Source organism: Mycolicibacterium tusciae, assembly GCF_002086795.1.
Taxonomy (GTDB): domain Bacteria; phylum Actinomycetota; class Actinomycetes; order Mycobacteriales; family Mycobacteriaceae; genus Mycobacterium; species Mycobacterium tusciae.
The window spans coordinates 559,476-575,439 of the sequence record NZ_MVIM01000002.1 but is presented as its reverse complement, the minus strand read 5'-3'; the positions used below and the strand labels follow the sequence as shown (position 1 = coordinate 575,439).

Sequence of the window (15,964 nt, the reverse complement as noted above, 5' to 3'; positions counted from 1 at the left end):
CATTCCAGGCGCGGCGTATTTGGCGAAGATCGCCTCCCAGACTGCCCGGGCTTCGGGGGTGAGGTTTCCGGTCACCGCGCTCATTGCGTCGCGTCCCTGTTTGCCGATGGTCACCCCGCGTCTGCGCTGGCGTTCGGTGTCGTCGGGTGCCGGGCCGTCCTGGTCGAGCAGGAACAGCATTTTGTCGGCGGCTTTCTTCAACTCGACAGGCCCGACACCGACCGCCAGGCGCACGAGGTCGGTTTCGATCTGCTCGCGGCTCACGGTGTCGACCCAGCCGGGCAGGTGGCCCATCGCGTCGCGGATCTTGTCGACATGCTCGGCGTTGATCTGTCCGGCGGCTTGAGCCGCCGCGGTCGCGGGCAGCACCGGCGCCAACGGTTCGCCGGTCAACGCGCGCCGCGGCCCCAGCACCTGAGCCTCAGCCAGTCGCCGGTTGGCGTCGGTCGCCGAGATCCGCCACCGGATCCGCAGCACGTCCTTCCAGTTCTTGGCGCCCAACTCCCTGGGTGTGGTTTCGGCCTGCAACCGGGCCAGCGCACGATGCCACTCCGTAGGCAGTTGGCACGACAGCGTTTCCAACCCGTCCAGCACGTCGAGCAGTTCGCGGTGGGTCAGCATGTCGAGGTCACAGGCGGCCAACTCGTCATGTGCGGACCGCAGCGCGGCCATCAACACCTGAACCCGAGTCGCCAACATGAGTCGAACATACATTCGACCACCGACAGTCAATTCGAAAATGTGACAACTGAAACCAAAGTGACAGAAGAGATTTCAGCTGTTCGCGATAGCCCGCCTGGCGTAGGCGCGGACATCAGGCAGCACCAACCCGGCGCCGGCGCGCTTGATCCGTGCGACCTCATGGGCATGATGTAGCCATGCGCAACCAAGTGACCACCGTCGCCGACCTCCGCGCGATTGTCGGAGAACCTCAGCAGGCGGTCGCCAACAAGGTCAAGGACAGGTTGTCCCCGGTCCAGCGGGACTGGCTGGCGCACTCGCCGCTCGGCTTCGTCGCGACCACCGATGCGCACGGCCGCGTCGATGTGTCACCGAAAGGCGATCCGCCCGGCTTCGTTCACGTCATCGACGACACGACGATCGCGATCCCCGAACGCCCGGGCAACAAGCGCGTCGACGGCTACCTCAACGTGTTGCAGCGCCCGCAGGTCGGCACGCTGTTCCTCATCCCGGGCCGCGGCGACACACTGCGCATCAACGGCTTCGCCCGGATCCTCTCTGACGCAGACTATTTCGATGCCCTCGTAGTGAAAGGTAACCGGCCCATCCTCGCGTTGGAGATCGACATCGAAGAGGTGTTCTTCCACTGCGCCAAGGCTTTTATGCGGTCGGACACTTGGGATCCGTCGAGTTGGAATCCAACGGCCTTGCCGAGCGTCGCCGAACTCGCCAAGGCCGTCCGCACCGACTGGACGCAAGCCCAGCTCGAGGAGTACTACAACGACGACAACTATCGCAAGCAGCTCTACTAGAACTGGTTGACGCCGCCATCGACGGGGATGTCGGCACCGGTGGTGAAGCTGCTCAGATCCGACGCCAGGAACAACACCGCGTTGGCCACCTCGTCGGACGTGCCGTAGCGCGCCATCGGCACACTGCTGATCTGATATTCCTCGAACTTCTCCGCGGAACCCGGTCCGGGGAACAGCAGCTGGGCCAGGCTCTCGATCCCTGGCGTCGCCGTTGCGCCGGGGCTGACGACATTGACGCGAATCTTGCGGTCGCGCAACTCACTTGCCCACGTCCGCGCGAGCGAGCGCAGCGCAGCCTTGATCGCAGCGTATACACCGATGCCGTCGGAGGCCTTCGCGTTGGTGTTCGACGAGTTGAGGATGATCGAGCCGCCGTCGTTCAGCAGCGGCAGCGCCTTCTGAACGGTGAACACGACACCCTTGAAGTCGACGCCGAGTTGATAGTCGAGGTGCTCTTCGGTGATGTGCCCGATCGCTGCGACGTCGATGACCGCGGCATTGGCGAAGACCACGTCGATACGCCGTCCGCTGTCGGCCACCACCGAGTAGAGCCGGTCGAGATCCTCCTGCCTGCTCACATCGCCCTGAACCCCGGTGACGTTGTCGCCGAGTTCCTTGACGGCGGCGTCGAGCTCGGCCTGCCGTCGGCCTGTGATGAAGACGTAGGCGCCCTCGTCGACGAACCGCTTGGCTGTCGCGAAACCGATGCCCGTCGAGCCGCCGGTGATCACTGCTGTCTTGCCCTCGAGTAGTGCCATGGTCATTGCCTCTTCGGTAGTTCTGTACTGCTCAGTCAAGAACTATCGACGCATGAACCCGCCGATATATTCCCCGCGGTTTCATCGGGTGGGAATCAGGCCGACCATCGACTCGGCCGCCGCCTTGAGCTGGGCCGGTTTCACACCGCCTTCGTGCAGCGCCTCCACGCCGCGCACGAACGCCAGCACGGTGCCCGCCAGCGCCTGCGCGTCGACCTTGGGGTCGATGTCGCCGTCCCGCTGCGCTTCGGCGATGGTGTCGGCGATCGCGCCGCGCCACAACGAGTAAGCCCGCTGCACCTTGTCCTCGACCTCCCCGTCGGTGGAACCGAGTTCAGCGGCTGTCCTGGCCAACATGCAGCCACGCATGTCCTTGTCAGTGGCGGCGGCTTTCGCCTGCCCGCGGATGTGGCGAACCAGTCGTTCGTAGGCGCTGTGCGCCGGGTCATGCAGCTGTCCGTGGACAACGTCGAGAGACGTGCTGATGTAGTCGTCGAGCGCACGAATGAACAGCCCGTGCTTGTCGCCGAATGCGCCGTAGAGACTGCCCTTGCCCAGTCCGGTGGCCGCCGTCAGGTCGTCGACCGACGTCGCGCCGTAGCCGCGCGTCCAGAATTCGTCGCGCGCGGCCGCGATGACGTCGGCTTCGTCGAATTCTCGTGGCCGGGGCACACTCCACAGTACGTCCGTTATGGAATGAATATTCCTGAACGGGGGTGTGACCCGGGCCTAGGGCGCAACAGCGGCGCGCAACTTGCCTGCGGGTGCGGGCGCGAGAGCCGATGCGATGGCGTCCAGGTCGACAGGGTCGGCGACCACTGTGCGCCAGGGATACACCTCGAGGGTGCGCTCCAGGAACTTCACAGCACGGGTGAGGTGACGGGGTTCGTAATTGTGGACGCCGGTGATCGTCAGCCATTGTCGCACCATCGTTTCCGGGCTGACCTCGATTCGCCGGCCCGGAAGCACCGAGCCGGCAAGCACCAACACACCGCCGGTGCTCAGCCGGGCGAACGCCGAATCGATCGCGTCTGAAGAACCAGAGAAGTCGATGGCGGCGTCCACCGACCCGCCGCCATCGGGGGTACCGCCGAAACGGCTGACCATTTCCAGCCGTTGCGCATCGACATCGGTGACCCGAACTCGCGCACCCGCCTCGGCGAGCGCCGCGGCGGCGGTCAGCCCGAGCATGCCCGCACCGATGACGAGGACGCGACGACCGGAGACGCTGCCAGCGGCCTCCAGTGTCGCCATCACCGTCGCGGTCGCGCACGCGGCCGGGGCGGCCACCGCGTCGGGCATCGATTCGGGAACCTTCGCTATCGACGTACCAGGCGGCAGCACAACGTGTTCCGCGTACGCACCGGACAGCGGCCAGTCGCCGTCAAAACGCTCGTGGCCGACCTTGCGCACCGACGAGCACTTGGCGATGAAGCCGGACCGGCAGCGCGCGCACCTTCCGCACGACACGGTGACCGACCACACCACCCGGTCCCCCACCGTGATCGACCTGGTGCCGCCGGCCACGACGGTGCCGACGGCCTCGTGCCCCAGCACCGAAGGACACGGCGCTCGACGGCGACGCGTCACGGTGTGCAGATCGCTGCCACACACCGTGGCCAACCGCACGCGGACCAGCGTTTCTCCACTGCCGAGTTCGGGCAGGTCGACGTTCTTCACATCGACACCGCTGCCCGTCCACACGGCCGCGCGGGTCACACGAGTCTGGACCGTATCCATCCGGACAGCCTCTCGATCGTGTACACGATCACGAAGATGATCAGGACTATCGCACCGGTGACGTCGAAGTTGACGGTGCGGATCGACTCCACCATCGACGGCATCGCCTGCGGAATCACTCCGGAGAACAACACTTTCCACCCTCCGCGCCAACACAGCGGACCGCCTCTATCGGGCCGGGGTGGAGGTCTCGCACAAGCACACCCTCTGCCGTGGGGCAGACAACCAGGTACCAGCCGGCGAAACGCGGGATGAACAATCGTTGTCGATTTGGTCTAGACCACAGCGTGGGTAGGGTCGTTCAAATGGCGGCCACTTCTCACCGACGCGAAATCGTGGCGGTCGCCGTCGGAGTCGTCCTTGTCGTCGCGGCGTTCGTTGTGCCGCACCTGAATCTCGGTGTCGTCACCCCGTTGATCAATGCGACCCCTGAACGCTTCCGCGACTTCGCGGGCACCGCGCCGATCTTCGGGTGGTGGAACGTCCACGCCGGCTGGGGCACGGTCCCCGCCATCGTGATCGGCGCCGCGGCGGTGTGGTGGGGACCGTCGGTGGCGCGGCGGCTGCCGTGGCGGTGGGTGCCGTGGGTCACGTGGGCGACGGCGTGCACATGGGCGTTTTCGCTCGCCATGATCGACGGCTGGCAACGCGGCTTCGCGGGCCGGCTCACCGCGCGGCATGAGTATCTGCGCCAGGTGCCCACCATCACCGACATCCCAGAGGCGGTGCGCACCTTCGCAAGCAGAATCCTGGATTACCAGCCTGATTCGTGGATCACCCATGTGTCGGGACATCCACCGGCAGCGCTGCTGTCGTTCGTCTGGCTCGACCGCATCGGGCTGGGCGGTGGCGGCTGGGCGGCGCTGCTGTGCCTGCTCGTCGGTTCGAGCGCGGCAGCCGCGATCGTGGTTGCGGTGCGGGCACTCGCCAATGAGGACTTCGCGCGGATGGCGGCACCGTTCACGGCGGTTGCGCCTACGGCGATCTGGATCGCCGTGTCCGCCGACGGCTACTTCGCCGGTGTGGCGGCGTGGGGTATCGCGTTGCTGGCGTTGGCGGCTCGGCGCACCGTGCGCTGGCCGATGCTGGCGGCGGCCGGTTCGGGGCTGCTGCTGGGCTGGGGCATCTTCCTCAATTACGGATTGGGTCTCATGGCAGTTCTCGCTGTCGCGGTGTTGCTCGCGGCGGTGGATTGGCGGGCGGCGCTGCGCGCGCTGATCCCTGCCGTGCTGGCCGCGCTCGTCGTTGTCGGGGTCTTCGCCGCCGCGGGGTTCTGGTGGTTCGACGGGTACGTCCTTGTGCAGGAACGCTATTGGCAGGGCATCGCGAACGACCGCCCGTTCCAGTATTGGTCATGGGCGAATTTCGCGTCGGTGGTGTGCGCGATCGGGCTGGGCAGCGTGGCGGGGATCGGCCGCGTCTTCGACCGGGCGGCGATCAGGCTGCGGTCGGGTCTGCATCTAATCGTGCTGGGCGCGCTGGTCGCGATCGTGTTCGCGGACCTGTCCATGCTGAGCAAGGCCGAAACGGAACGCATCTGGCTGCCGTTCACGATCTGGCTGACGGCGGCCGGGGCGCTGTTGCCACCACGTTCGCAGCGGTGGTGGCTGGCCGTCAACGTGGTCGGCGCGCTCGCCCTGAACCACCTGATCCTGACGAATTGGTAACGGAACGCGACTAGACGCACACCACACCGTCATGACACGCGACTCTGGAGCAATGGCCCACGGTCACCCGCCCGACCCGCCGCCAACCGATGAGGGCGGATACGGATTCCCCCGACGCCTGTGGCGCGCTCTAGACGAGCATCCACCACCGGGCCTGAGACGCGCCACGCGCTGGCGCAGTCCGCTGCGCGGTCTTTGGCTGACATCTGTGCTCGGGTCTGTGCTGCTGGTCGCCCTTCCGGTGGTGACGATCACCGGTCTGCTTTCCTACATCGCGTACGGGCCGCAGTTCGGTCAGGCGATACCGGGCGACGTCGGCTGGCTCAAGTTACCGACGTTCGACTGGCCGACCGACCCGTCATGGCTGTATCGGCTCAACCAAGGCCTGCATGTCGGGCTTGGACTGATCCTGATCCCGATTGTGCTGGCCAAACTCTGGTCGGTGATTCCGCGGCTTTTCGCATGGCCACCGTCACGGTCGGTTGCACAGCTGCTCGAACGCATCTCGTTGCTGATGCTCGTGGGCGGGATCTTGTTCGAGATCATCACCGGCGTCCTCAACATCCAGTACGACTACATCTTCGGCTTCAGCTTCTACACGGCCCATTACTACGGAGCATGGGTCTTCATCGCGGGCTTCGTGATTCACATCGTCATCAAGATTCCGCGCATGTGGGTGGGTCTTCGATCGATGTCCATGCGACGCGTGTTACGCACCAACACCAAGGACACCCGACCCGAACCCTACGAACCCGACGGGCTCGTCGCTGCCGAACCCGGACCCGCCACGATCAGCCGCCGCGGCGCCCTCGCTCTCGTCGGCGGTGGCGCGGTGTTCATGGCACTCATCACCGCCGGCCAGACGCTGGGCGGCTGGACTCGGCAGACAGCACTGCTGTTGCCCCGCGGGCGAACCCACGGCGACGGGCCAAACGACTTCCAGATCAACCGCACTGCCGCCGCGGCCCGGATCACCCCCGACTTGACCGGCGAACGCTGGCGACTCACCTTGACCGGTGGACCGTCACCCGTGGTTCTCGACCGCGCGATGCTCACGGCGATGTCGCAGCACACCGCACGATTGCCGATCGCCTGCGTCGAGGGCTGGTCGACCACCGAGACGTGGACCGGGGTGCCCCTGCGGGACCTGGCCAGGCTCGCCGGTGTCCCCGAACCGCGGTCCGCATTCGTGCGCTCAGTGGAACGTTTCGGCGCGTTCAACCGCGCCACCCTGCAGGCCAACCAGGTGACGCACCCGGATTCGCTTCTTGCACTTCGGGTCAACGACGCCGACCTGTCCCCCGATCACGGCTTCCCGGCACGGATCATCGTTCCCGCACTGCCAGGCGTGCACAACACCAAATGGGTTGCATCCATCGATTTCAGGGCCAAGTGACATGTCGCTGAACGGGTTTCACCGTGTCTACGGGTCGCATCCGCTGCACCTGCTGACGCTGGTCGCGGGTTTCGCGCTCTTCGGATACGTCATCGCGACGATCAAGCCGGAGACGTTGTGGAACACCAACGTGTGGTGGCAGTCGATCGCAGTGTGGTTCGCCGCCGCGATCATCGCTCACGACCTCGTCCTTTTTCCAATCTATGCCCTGGCGGACCGACTGCTGACAGCGAATCGGCGTCCAGTCGCAAATGTGCCTGTGCTCAACTACATCCGCGTACCCGCGCTGGGAGCTGCGCTGACGCTGGTGGTATTCCTGCCCGGCATCATCGAACAAGGTGCGCCGACGTATCTGGCCGCCACCGGACAAACACAGGAGCCTTTCCTCGGTCGGTGGCTGCTGCTGACCGCGGCGATGTTCGCCGTCAGTGCCATCGCATTCGCGATCAAGCTTGTTCTCAGCCGGGCGAAATCCACTGGCCCGCAGAAAAGGACGGTCCATAGTGCGGCCGATTGAGGCGGTCGGGGTCCTGCTCGCCGTGATAGCGGTGGTAGCGGGCTGCGGCGGAGGTGCGACAACGGAGCAGACATCCGCACCGCGATCCCCACGTGCGCCCGCCGCCGAACCCGCTCCAGCCGAGGCGCCGACGGTGGCACCGGTCGGCAGGGTCGTGCCGATCCCCGGCGGGCCCGAGGGCATCGTCGTCGGCAGATCGGGGACCGCTGCGATCGCCGTTCGTAATCCCCCCGGTGTGGCGCTGGTGGACAGCGCAACCGGGGTCGTTCGCCAGACCGTCCAAATGGGCGGAGCTGCGCGGCATCTGAGCCTCGCCGGGGCCGACGGGCCAGTGTTGGTCCCGCTGGAGTCATCCGACGAATTGGTCGAAATGAGCCTTGCCGATGGCAACGTGGTGTCGAGGACCGGCGGCGTCGGGCGGCAGCCTCACGATGCAGTGCGCACGTCCGACGGCACGGTCGTCGTGACCAACGAGATGGGTGGCGGTGTGGTGTTCGTTCGGGACGGGGCCGTCGTCGGATCACTACCCGCGGGTCCGCCGCAGCCGGGTGGTGCCGCGGCGGTCGGGAAGTACGCGGCCGTGGCCGACGTGCAGGGCAACGGAGTGTGGGTTTATGACGGATCGAGCCGGCAGCAGGTGGCGCAAGGGCCGGTCGGGACCAAGCTGACGCACGCGGTGGCGTTATCCGACGATATCGTCGCATTCGCCGACACCGATGGCGGTGCCGTGCTCATCGAACGCATCACGCCACAGATCAGCGAGCTGGCCAGGGTCGAGTCGCCGGGCATGCCCTACGGGCTGGCGCAGGACCCCGATCGTCGACGGCTTTTCGTCACCCTGACCGCCACCAACCAACTGCAGGTGATCGACGTGGCTGATCCCGCCACACCACGGATCGCCGGCACCGTCCCGACGGTGCAGCAACCCAATTCGGTCGCGGTGGAACCACGTTCCGGTGCGGTACTGATCACGGGTAGCAGCCCGAACGGGTCACTGCAGATGATCAGCGAAGATCTGTTACCCCGCTGATCGTCACGGTAGTGCCAGCGTTGCCACGACGCGCCCACCGATCGTCTGCATGCCCGTCATCACCAATCCCGCGTCCTTGGCGAGCGAGGCTGCGGAATCGATGCCGACCAACGCCCAACGGAACCACGGGCCGATAGTCCGACTCGACTCCAGCCGCACCCAGCTGGTGCGGATTCCCATTGCCTCCGAATCGAATTCGGCTACGCATTTTCCGCCGTGACTCAACAACTCAGCTGCTCTTCTCAGCATCCGCAGTGGGTCACCACCCAGCCCCACGTTTCCGTCGGCGAGGAGGACTGTCTGCCAGCGTCCCATTCCCGGTAACGGTCCGAACACGTCTCGTCGGAGCACCGGAGCGCCGTTGCGCCTCGCCAAGTCGATGGCCGTCGCGGACTGATCGACCCCGAGCGCGGGAATGCCACACCGGATGAGTTCCGTCACGAATCGACCGGGACCACAACCCAAGTCGATGGTCGGCCCAGTGCACAGTTCGAGCACGGCACTGTCGAACTTGTCATCGGCGTGCTTCCCCCCAAGCCACCGTCGCACCGGTAGCCGTCGGACTTCGCCGTCGTCGCGCCTGATCCAGCACCGCTCACCATCTAGAGCGCGGTCATAAAGGTGTCCCAGCATGTCAGGCACGCACCCCCTCGGTGACGCGGGCGAAACGACTGTCCGCGGCGCACATCCGCCGTACCGACGCGATGTCATCCACCGTATCGACATCCGCTAGTTCGGCGACCCGCGTGACCTCGATTCCCTTGGACCACAACGCCGCCAGCGTCAACGCACCGGTGTCGGGTTGTGACATCGGCACCGTGCGAAGGCAATCGGCCATCGCGGCATCGGACACTCCCAGCACCCACCATCCACCGTCGTCGGCGAGGCCGAGCACCGCGCCGGTGCCCATCAGTTCATGGGCGCATTCGGTGAGCATGTCTGCCGACACCTGCGGGGTGTCCATACCGATCTGCAGCACCGCACGATGGCCCGTCGCTGCCGCCGCGTCGATGTGCGCATTGGCGAGCCGGTCGGCGAACCCGTCCCCGCGCTGCGGCACCACCGTGAACGCCTCGAGGCGGCTACGGATCGTCGCCGATGCCCGCGCGTCATCGAGGTCGCCTGTCATCGCCACCACACGCGCCTCTGCGGGCACGGCGGCAACCGCGTCGAGGGTGTCCAGCAGCGCGGCCGCCGCGATATCGGCGGCGACGCGATCCCCGACCGAGGCGGCCAGCCGCGTCTTCGCCAAACCGGGCACGGGCGCCTTCGCCACCACGAGGGCGACCACCGGAATCACGAAATCACCCGCCAGAAATCGACTGCCGCGACCACGCTGCCGCGCATCGAACCGCTCACCTTCGACTTCCCACCGGTTCTGGGTCCGTACTCCACATCGCGTTCGACGACCTTCCACCCCGCGGCAGCGGCCCGCACCAGCAGTTCGAGCGGATATCCGGATCTGCGGTCCTGCACGCCCAGCCTCAGCAGCGCGTCGCGGCGGACCACCCGCATCGGCGCAATGTCGTGCACCGGCAGACCGTGCTTGCGACGTAGCCGCCAGCACACCGCGGCGGTCCCGGCGCGGGCATGCCACGGCCAGTTCAGCCCCTGCACGGCACGCCGCCGTCCGATCGCCATATCCGCGCCGCGTTCGAGATCGTCGACCAATTTCGGTAGGTCACGCGGATCAAGCGAGCCGTCGGCGTCGATGACCGCCACGACCGGCGTCGTCGCCCCCACTATCCCGGCGTGCACCGCGGAGCCGTATCCGGGGCGGGTTTCGGTGACCACGTCCGCACCGTGCCGTCGGGCCACCTCGGCGGTGCCGTCGGTGCTGTTGTTGTCGACCACCAACGTCCGGTACCCGGGCGGGATCGCCGCCAGCACCCCCGGCAGTGACGCGGCCTCGTTGAGACACGGCAGCACCACCGTGACGCGACAGTCGGGCATGGTTCGAGGCTAACCACCCCCGCACTGGTCAAACAGGGTGACCCGTGACGAATTCATTACGTCGCTGCAGGTCGCGGCTGCGCAGGGCTAACCTCGGGGGGTGACTCGGGTGTTGATCGCCGACGACGACGCCGTCGTGCGCGATGTCGTGCGCCGGTATCTGGAGCGCGACGGCCTCGAGGTGTCGATCGCCCACGACGGAACGGAGGCGCTGCGGCTGCTCGGCTCGCAGCGCATCGACGTCGCGGTACTGGACGTGATGATGCCCGGACCCGACGGTCTCATGCTGTGCCGCAGCCTGCGGCAGCGCGGCGGCTACGCGATTCCGGTGATCCTGCTGACCGCGCTCGGTGAAGAGGACGACCGGATCGCCGGTCTGGAGGCCGGCGCCGACGACTATCTGACCAAACCGTTCAGTCCGCGCGAACTGGCGCTGCGGGTCCGGTCGGTGCTGCGGCGTGCTCCTGCACAGTCAGGGCCCCCGCCGCTCGACATCACGGTGGGCGAGCTGAGCGTGTCAGCAGCCGCGCGCTCGGCGACCGTGTCGGGGCACCAAGTATCGCTGACCAACCGCGAATTCGACCTGCTGATGTTCTTCCTCACGCACACGGACACGGTGTTCTCCCGTGAGGAACTGCTGAAACAGGTGTGGCGCTGGGACTTCGGCGATTTGTCGACGGTTACGGTGCATGTGAAGCGGCTGAGGTCCAAGCTCGGAGACGCGCACCGGTTGCAGACCGTGTGGGGCAAAGGCTACCTCTGGAGCAGCGCCGAGGGACAGCAGGCTCATGCCCACTGAACTGTGGGAGATCGCCTGGTGGGCCTTCGCCTGCTCGGTGCCGGTGGTCCTCGTCGGAGCGATCATCATCCGGTTGGCTCGGTCGTGGTCGTTGGCTGTCAGCATGGTCGCGCTGGTGCTCATCCCGGTGCTGGCGACGTTCTCGGGAGTGCTCGGCGCGAGCGGGTTCATGATCACCGAGACGTTCGAACAGACGGCGGTCGTGCTGGTCATCGTCGCGGTGGTCACGATTCCGGCGGCGGTGATGTTGGCGCGCTACCAGGCCCGGCGCACCGTGTGGGAGCAGGAGATTCGCGAGTCCGAACGGGCCGCCGAGCAGTCGCGGCGGCGGCTGGTGGCCTTCGTGAGCCACGACCTGCGCACACCGCTGGCCGGGATCCGCGCGGTGTCCGAGGCGATCGCCGACGGTGTGGTTCCCGAATCAGAGGTGCAGGTGCACGCCAAAACGATTGAGCAGGAATCGATTCGGCTCGCCGAGATGGTCGACGATCTGTTCGAGATGTCGAAGATCAATGCAGGCGCGGTACGGCCCGCGCTGGACAAGGTGGCGCTGGACGAGGTCGTCGACGACGTCCTGGCTGCACACCGGATCGCCGCCGAGCGCGCCGGTGTGCACCTGACGGCCGAGTTGCCGTCCAAGGCGGTACGGGTGGTGGGTAGCGACCGGGCATTGGTCAGGGTGTTGTCCAACCTGGTGGCCAACGCGATCGCGCATACACCGGAGGGCGGGCAGGTTTTGCTCTCACTCGGTGCCGACGACAACGGCGCATGGGCCCGCGTCGACGACACCGGCGTCGGCATCGCCGAGGCTGATCTTCCGCGGGTGTTCGATGTCGCGTACCGCGGCTCCAACAACCGTGTGCCACGCTCGGATTCGTCGCTGCCCAGCGGATCCGGACTCGGTCTCGCCATCGCCGCGGGTCTAGTTCAGGCCCATCGCGGCACACTGACCGCGCACAACCTCGGCGCCGGCGCACGGTTCGAGGTGCGGTTGCCGCTGGCGGTCGATTAATCGACCGCGAGGACCCGCCACGACCCCGGCACGCCCTTCAACGAGTGCTCGCCGCGATCGGCGAATTCGAGCCGTGATCCAAGCACCAGAGGCGGCATCACACCTGAAACCAGCACTTCTCCCGGACCGGCGAGCGCCATGATGCGCGCTGCAATGTGCACGGCGATGCCGTGGATGTCGCCGTCGGCTTTCTCGATCTCGCCGGTGTGCAACCCCGCGCGAATCGACAAGCCGAGGCCCTCGACAGCATCACGGATTCCGGTTGCACACTCAACCGCGCGGGCAGGGCCGTCAAAGGTCGCGAGAATACCGTCGCCCGTCGCCTTCACCACGACCCCGCGCGCGGCGGCCACATGTCGCTCGACCAGATGGTCGTGTCGCGCGAGTACCGCCGCCCATGCCGAGTCTCCGAGTTGTGTTGCGCGCTCTGTGGATCCGACGATATCGGTGAACAGGACGGTCGCCAAGACGCGGTTCGACGTTGTCGCGCCGCGTGTTCCGGTGAGGAATGACTCGATCTCGTCGAGCACGGAATCCGCATCGCCGGCAAGCCATTCCAGATCGTCGCCGTCGAACTCCACATAACGCGAATTCGAGATTCGCTCGGCGACGTCTTTCGCATGGCCGATGCTGACGTCGCGGGCAGATCGTCGCCCCATGACTAGGGTCGGCGCCGAGATGGTCTCAAGCACCGGCCGGAGATCGGTGCGCAGGAAGACTTCGAGCATCCATCTGAAATAGCCCGGTGTTCCTTCGAGCCTCTCGCATCGCGCCCACCATCGCCGTTTCGCGGCGTCGTCCGCCCAGCTCGGCGCGTATCTGTCGATGTTCGCACCGGTGCCGATGCGCTGCTCGAAGTCGTCCAGGACCTCGTCGAGCAGTGTCTCCGGCAAGCCGATCCGATGATCGGGAGCGCGGATATACCGCGCCCACGGGCTCCACAGGATCAGGGAGCGCACCCGATCGGGATAGGTTGCCGCCAGAAGGGCGGCAGGCAGTGCCGAACCCGACATCGCGATGATTGACGCCCGCTCACTTCCGATCGCATCCAGAACCGCGATCAAGCCGTCGGTCCACGACTGCATCGCCGGATCTTCGGACCGCACCACGTCCGAACTGCCTGCACCGAGGATGTCGGTCAAGATCACCCGACTGAAGGACGCCAACCTATATAGGTGACGCGCGACGGTGGGTTCGTCCCAAATCAGATCGATCGGCCACAGGGCTATCGGAACGTACAACAGATCAGGACCGCGCTCGCCGACGACTTGATAGGCGATGTACCTGTCACCGTCGCGTGCATAGCGTGTCTCCGGCGTGCCGCCCATGGACTGAGCATCCCAGGTAATCGCTCAGCTATCCGTGTTATCGATCGGCGCACCGGAAGAGTAGTTGACCTGCGATTTCAGCCCTGTCTCTAGTAATTGAGTGATCGTTCTACTATCTTCGTTAAGCATGACCACCAAGAGTGCCGAGAAGGCGCGACGCAAATTCAAGTTCGAACGACGCATGGGGCGCCTCGTGATGAACCCGTTGGTGACGGCACTGGACCGCCTGGGCGTCCGCTCGTCACTTGTGGTCGAACTCGAAACCATCGGCCGCAAGTCGTCAGAACCGCGCCGAGTGCCGCTGGCCGGTCGGATCGACGGTAACGACCTGTGGGTGATCTCCCAACACGGCCGACGGGCCGGGTGGGCCTACAACATCGCCGCCAACCCAAATGTCCGGGTTCGGGTCAACAACGAATGGCGCACCGGCACAGCTACTTTCGAACCAGATGACGACGTGCGCGCTCGCGCCCGCAGCTTCGGTGGCGGCGGCCGCTTCGGACAATCGGCGACCGCGTTCACGATGCGCGCGATGGAAAGCGACCCGATTTCGGTCCGCATCGCCATGGCCTAGGTCGACCTCCTGCCGTTTCGAGCCGACTGGGGCGGGTAGTCCCACCGCGTCGGGAGGAAACGGAGGAACTGTGAACAAGCAACTACGAACGTCGTTCGCTGTATTCGGCGGCGCGGCTGCGATGGTGCTGGCCGTGGGCTGCGGCGGCGGCGACGAAGGTGACTCGACCAGCACGACCAGCACGACCACCGAGACGACGTCGGCGACAACGACGACGACCGCTCCGGCGACGACGACCGCGCCGGCACCGGCTCCGGGTGGCACTGGCACGGTTCCCGGCGGCCCCACCGGCGGGGGCGGCCCAGAGGGCGGCGGCGGAACGATTCCGGGTGGCCCGACCGGCGGCGGCGGCCCCGGCGGAGGCGGCGGCAGCATTCCCGGCGGCCCGTCAGGAGGCGGTGGCCCAGGTGGCGGCGGAGGTTGTGTTCCCGGCGTGGGTTGCATCGAGGTCCCATAGCACCCCTCGTTGACTCTGCGTTCAGTGCGCCTTTTCCGCGGGATATCGGGACCTGGACGCAGAGTCAACGTGGCCGGGGAAGTCCACGTGGCCGGGCTGGATCTGCACCTAGTCGGGCAGTGAGTTGCTCAGCCGTTCCGTCGCCGAGAGATAGTCCTCGATGAACTCACGAACCACCTCTTTGGCGGGCTTCACCTTGTTCATCAGCCCCACGCCCTGTCCGACGAAATAGGTCGCCAGGGCTTGCGCCCCCGGATGGCCTTGCGCCGCGAGCACGTCGATGCGCCGGATGATCGGCTCGGCCACCATCGATTGCAGCGGCAGCGGCAACGTCTTGTGACCGCCCTCGTTCGGTTGCCATGCATCGGTCCAGTCCGAAACCAGCTGCCGCGCAGGCTTTCCGGTTCGGCCGGTGGAGCGGATGGTGTCGCGCGACGACGCGGCGAGGAACTTCTGCACCGTATGCGGCGCCGTTTCGGCCTCCTCCGTCGTCAGCCACACCGAGCCGGTCCACGCTCCGTCGGCACCCATCGCTACACACGCGGCCATCTGCTTGCCGGTGACGATCCCCCCCGCCGCCAACACCGGGATATCGCTGCCTATGGCCGCTAGAGCTTCGAGGACCTCGGGGATCAGCACCAGCGTCGTCACCTCGCCGCAGTGGCCGCCGGCTTCGGTGCCCTGCGCGACGATCAGATCCACCCCCGCCTGCACCTGCTTGACCGCATGCTCCTTCGCGCCCACCAACGCGGCGACCGGAACACCGTTCTTCTTGCCCGCCTCGATCATGTAGTCGGGCGGCACCCCCAGCGCGTTGGCGATGAGCTTGATCGGATGGCTCATCGCGACCTCGAGCAGATCCTGCCCGGTGTCTCCCGACAGGAACGAGGGGCCGGTCTTCGGCGACGCCTCGGGCTCGATGTCGTGCTTGGCCAGCAGCTCCGCAATGAACTTGCGGTAGTCCTCGGGGATGCGGGACGCCAGCTCGCCCCGGCCCAGCTTTTCGCCCTTGCCCTCGAACTTGGCGGGCACGATGAGGTCGAGGCCGTACGGCTTACCACCGACGTGCTCGTCGATCCACGACAGTTCCTGGTCGAGCAGCTCCGGTGTGTAGGCGGTGGCGCCCAGGACGCCGAACCCACCGGCGTTGGTCACCGCGGCCACCACGTCCCGACAGTGGCTGAACGCGAAGAGGGGGAAATCGATGCCGAACTGCTCACAAATGGCGGGCTTCATTCCA

At 66.4% G+C, this 15,964-nt stretch carries 18 protein-coding genes and 1 pseudogene; 9 read left to right on the top strand and 10 right to left on the bottom strand.

All coding sequences use genetic code 11. The features are described 5' to 3' along the window. A partial coding sequence (locus BST47_RS05900) for a DUF222 domain-containing protein (protein WP_122984568.1) occupies positions 1-714 on the bottom strand: 714 nt, incomplete at its 3' end. 164 nt (positions 715-878) lie between these two features. Between BST47_RS05900 and BST47_RS05895 the strand changes: the two genes are divergently transcribed. Next, positions 879-1,493, top strand: a complete 615-nt coding sequence (locus BST47_RS05895; protein WP_083124242.1) for a pyridoxamine 5'-phosphate oxidase family protein — start codon at positions 879-881, stop codon at positions 1,491-1,493. Here the strand turns inward: BST47_RS05895 and BST47_RS05890 are convergent. From BST47_RS05890 to BST47_RS05875, 4 genes and pseudogenes are all read right to left on the bottom strand, one after another. Beyond that, complete coding sequence (locus BST47_RS05890; protein ID WP_083124317.1) at positions 1,490-2,251, bottom strand: SDR family NAD(P)-dependent oxidoreductase; 762 nt, start codon at positions 2,249-2,251, stop codon at positions 1,490-1,492. The two genes, BST47_RS05895 and BST47_RS05890, sit on opposite strands and share 4 nt — an antisense overlap. A gap of 81 nt (positions 2,252-2,332) precedes the next feature. Next, positions 2,333-2,923 carry a TetR/AcrR family transcriptional regulator gene (locus BST47_RS05885; protein ID WP_083124241.1) on the bottom strand — a complete coding sequence of 197 codons (591 nt, stop codon included), beginning with the start codon at positions 2,921-2,923 and terminating at the stop codon, positions 2,333-2,335. Between the two features lie 57 nt (positions 2,924-2,980). Beyond that, on the bottom strand, positions 2,981-3,991 hold the full coding sequence (locus tag BST47_RS05880) for a zinc-binding dehydrogenase (protein ID WP_083124240.1): 1,011 nt from the start codon (positions 3,989-3,991) through the stop codon (positions 2,981-2,983). Next, positions 3,967-4,187: pseudogene (locus BST47_RS05875) on the bottom strand (PhnE/PtxC family ABC transporter permease); the annotation flags it as partial. The pseudogene BST47_RS05875 and the gene BST47_RS05880, both read right to left, overlap by 25 nt. Before the next feature lie 109 nt (positions 4,188-4,296). Between BST47_RS05875 and BST47_RS05870 the strand changes: the two are divergent. The 4 genes from BST47_RS05870 to BST47_RS05855 are packed head-to-tail and all read left to right on the top strand — an operon-like array spanning position 4,297 to position 8,601. Beyond that, positions 4,297-5,658 (top strand): hypothetical protein, encoded by a 1,362-nt coding sequence (locus BST47_RS05870; protein WP_083124239.1) that lies wholly within the window; start codon positions 4,297-4,299, stop codon positions 5,656-5,658. A 52-nt stretch (positions 5,659-5,710) separates the two neighbouring features. Then, positions 5,711-7,054, top strand: a complete 1,344-nt coding sequence (locus tag BST47_RS05865; RefSeq protein WP_234809591.1) for a molybdopterin-dependent oxidoreductase — start codon at positions 5,711-5,713, stop codon at positions 7,052-7,054. 1 nt (position 7,055) lies between these two features. Beyond that, the gene (locus BST47_RS05860; protein WP_083124238.1) at positions 7,056-7,571 is read left to right on the top strand and encodes a hypothetical protein; all 516 of its coding nucleotides are present in this window, start codon (positions 7,056-7,058) and stop codon (positions 7,569-7,571) included. After that, entirely contained in the window at positions 7,558-8,601 is a 1,044-nt protein-coding gene (locus tag BST47_RS05855) for an NHL repeat-containing protein (RefSeq protein WP_107528857.1), read from the top strand. Before BST47_RS05860 ends, BST47_RS05855 begins: the two co-directional genes overlap by 14 nt. Before the next feature lie 3 nt (positions 8,602-8,604). Here the strand turns inward: BST47_RS05855 and BST47_RS05850 are convergent, their stop codons facing one another. From BST47_RS05850 to BST47_RS05840, 3 genes are read right to left on the bottom strand one after another with little or no spacing between them, the layout of a single operon-like run. Beyond that, positions 8,605-9,234, bottom strand: a complete 630-nt coding sequence (locus BST47_RS05850; RefSeq protein WP_083124237.1) for a class I SAM-dependent methyltransferase — start codon at positions 9,232-9,234, stop codon at positions 8,605-8,607. A 1-nt stretch (position 9,235) separates the two neighbouring features. Further along, positions 9,236-9,901, bottom strand: coding sequence for a TIGR04282 family arsenosugar biosynthesis glycosyltransferase (locus BST47_RS05845; RefSeq protein ID WP_083124236.1), 666 nt, complete (start codon positions 9,899-9,901; stop codon positions 9,236-9,238). Beyond that, complete coding sequence (locus BST47_RS05840; RefSeq protein ID WP_083124235.1) at positions 9,898-10,554, bottom strand: glycosyltransferase family 2 protein; 657 nt, start codon at positions 10,552-10,554, stop codon at positions 9,898-9,900. The genes BST47_RS05845 and BST47_RS05840 overlap by 4 nt, the downstream gene beginning before the upstream one ends. Before the next feature lie 100 nt (positions 10,555-10,654). On the opposite strand from BST47_RS05840, the gene BST47_RS05835 reads away from it, so the two are divergent. Together BST47_RS05835 and BST47_RS05830 are read left to right on the top strand one after the other, a co-directional pair. Continuing rightward, positions 10,655-11,353 (top strand): response regulator transcription factor, encoded by a 699-nt coding sequence (locus tag BST47_RS05835; RefSeq protein ID WP_083124234.1) that lies wholly within the window; start codon positions 10,655-10,657, stop codon positions 11,351-11,353. Further along, entirely contained in the window at positions 11,343-12,365 is a 1,023-nt protein-coding gene (locus BST47_RS05830; protein ID WP_083124233.1) for a sensor histidine kinase, read from the top strand. Before BST47_RS05835 ends, BST47_RS05830 begins: the two co-directional genes overlap by 11 nt. Here the strand turns inward: BST47_RS05830 and BST47_RS05825 are convergent. Further along, positions 12,362-13,693 carry an adenylate/guanylate cyclase domain-containing protein gene (locus BST47_RS05825; protein WP_083124232.1) on the bottom strand — a complete coding sequence of 444 codons (1,332 nt, stop codon included), beginning with the start codon at positions 13,691-13,693 and terminating at the stop codon, positions 12,362-12,364. The genes BST47_RS05830 and BST47_RS05825 overlap by 4 nt on opposite strands. 127 nt (positions 13,694-13,820) lie before the next feature. Here BST47_RS05825 and BST47_RS05820 point away from each other — a divergent pair, with 127 nt between their 5' ends. Both BST47_RS05820 and BST47_RS30195 read left to right on the top strand, forming a co-directional pair. Then, positions 13,821-14,267: a nitroreductase/quinone reductase family protein gene (locus BST47_RS05820; protein ID WP_083124231.1), complete on the top strand. Its 447-nt coding sequence runs from the start codon at positions 13,821-13,823 to the stop codon at positions 14,265-14,267. A gap of 70 nt (positions 14,268-14,337) precedes the next feature. Continuing rightward, the gene (locus BST47_RS30195; protein WP_207568539.1) at positions 14,338-14,724 is read left to right on the top strand and encodes a hypothetical protein; all 387 of its coding nucleotides are present in this window, start codon (positions 14,338-14,340) and stop codon (positions 14,722-14,724) included. 108 nt (positions 14,725-14,832) lie between these two features. Here BST47_RS30195 and BST47_RS05810 read toward each other — a convergent pair whose 3' ends face one another. After that, positions 14,833-15,960, bottom strand: a complete 1,128-nt coding sequence (locus BST47_RS05810) for a nitronate monooxygenase (protein WP_083124230.1) — start codon at positions 15,958-15,960, stop codon at positions 14,833-14,835. Positions 15,961-15,964 lie beyond the last annotated feature (4 nt).

Bases quoted from the DNA above. Each gene is read 5' to 3' on its own strand.
- BST47_RS05895 (WP_083124242.1), top strand. From the start codon at position 879: ATGCGCAACCAAGTGACCACCGTCGCCGACCTCCGCGCGATTGTCGGA.
- BST47_RS05890 (WP_083124317.1), bottom strand. From the start codon at position 2,251: ATGGCACTACTCGAGGGCAAGACAGCAGTGATCACCGGCGGCTCGACG.
- BST47_RS05880 (WP_083124240.1), bottom strand. From the start codon at position 3,991: ATGGATACGGTCCAGACTCGTGTGACCCGCGCGGCCGTGTGGACGGGC.
- BST47_RS05870 (WP_083124239.1), top strand. From the start codon at position 4,297: ATGGCGGCCACTTCTCACCGACGCGAAATCGTGGCGGTCGCCGTCGGA.
- BST47_RS05865 (WP_234809591.1), top strand. From the start codon at position 5,711: ATGGCCCACGGTCACCCGCCCGACCCGCCGCCAACCGATGAGGGCGGA.
- BST47_RS05860 (WP_083124238.1), top strand. From the start codon at position 7,056: ATGTCGCTGAACGGGTTTCACCGTGTCTACGGGTCGCATCCGCTGCAC.
- BST47_RS05850 (WP_083124237.1), bottom strand. From the start codon at position 9,234: ATGCTGGGACACCTTTATGACCGCGCTCTAGATGGTGAGCGGTGCTGG.
- BST47_RS05840 (WP_083124235.1), bottom strand. From the start codon at position 10,554: ATGCCCGACTGTCGCGTCACGGTGGTGCTGCCGTGTCTCAACGAGGCC.
- BST47_RS05830 (WP_083124233.1), top strand. From the start codon at position 11,343: ATGCCCACTGAACTGTGGGAGATCGCCTGGTGGGCCTTCGCCTGCTCG.
- BST47_RS05825 (WP_083124232.1), bottom strand. From the start codon at position 13,693: ATGGGCGGCACGCCGGAGACACGCTATGCACGCGACGGTGACAGGTAC.
- BST47_RS05820 (WP_083124231.1), top strand. From the start codon at position 13,821: ATGACCACCAAGAGTGCCGAGAAGGCGCGACGCAAATTCAAGTTCGAA.
- BST47_RS05810 (WP_083124230.1), bottom strand. From the start codon at position 15,960: ATGAAGCCCGCCATTTGTGAGCAGTTCGGCATCGATTTCCCCCTCTTC.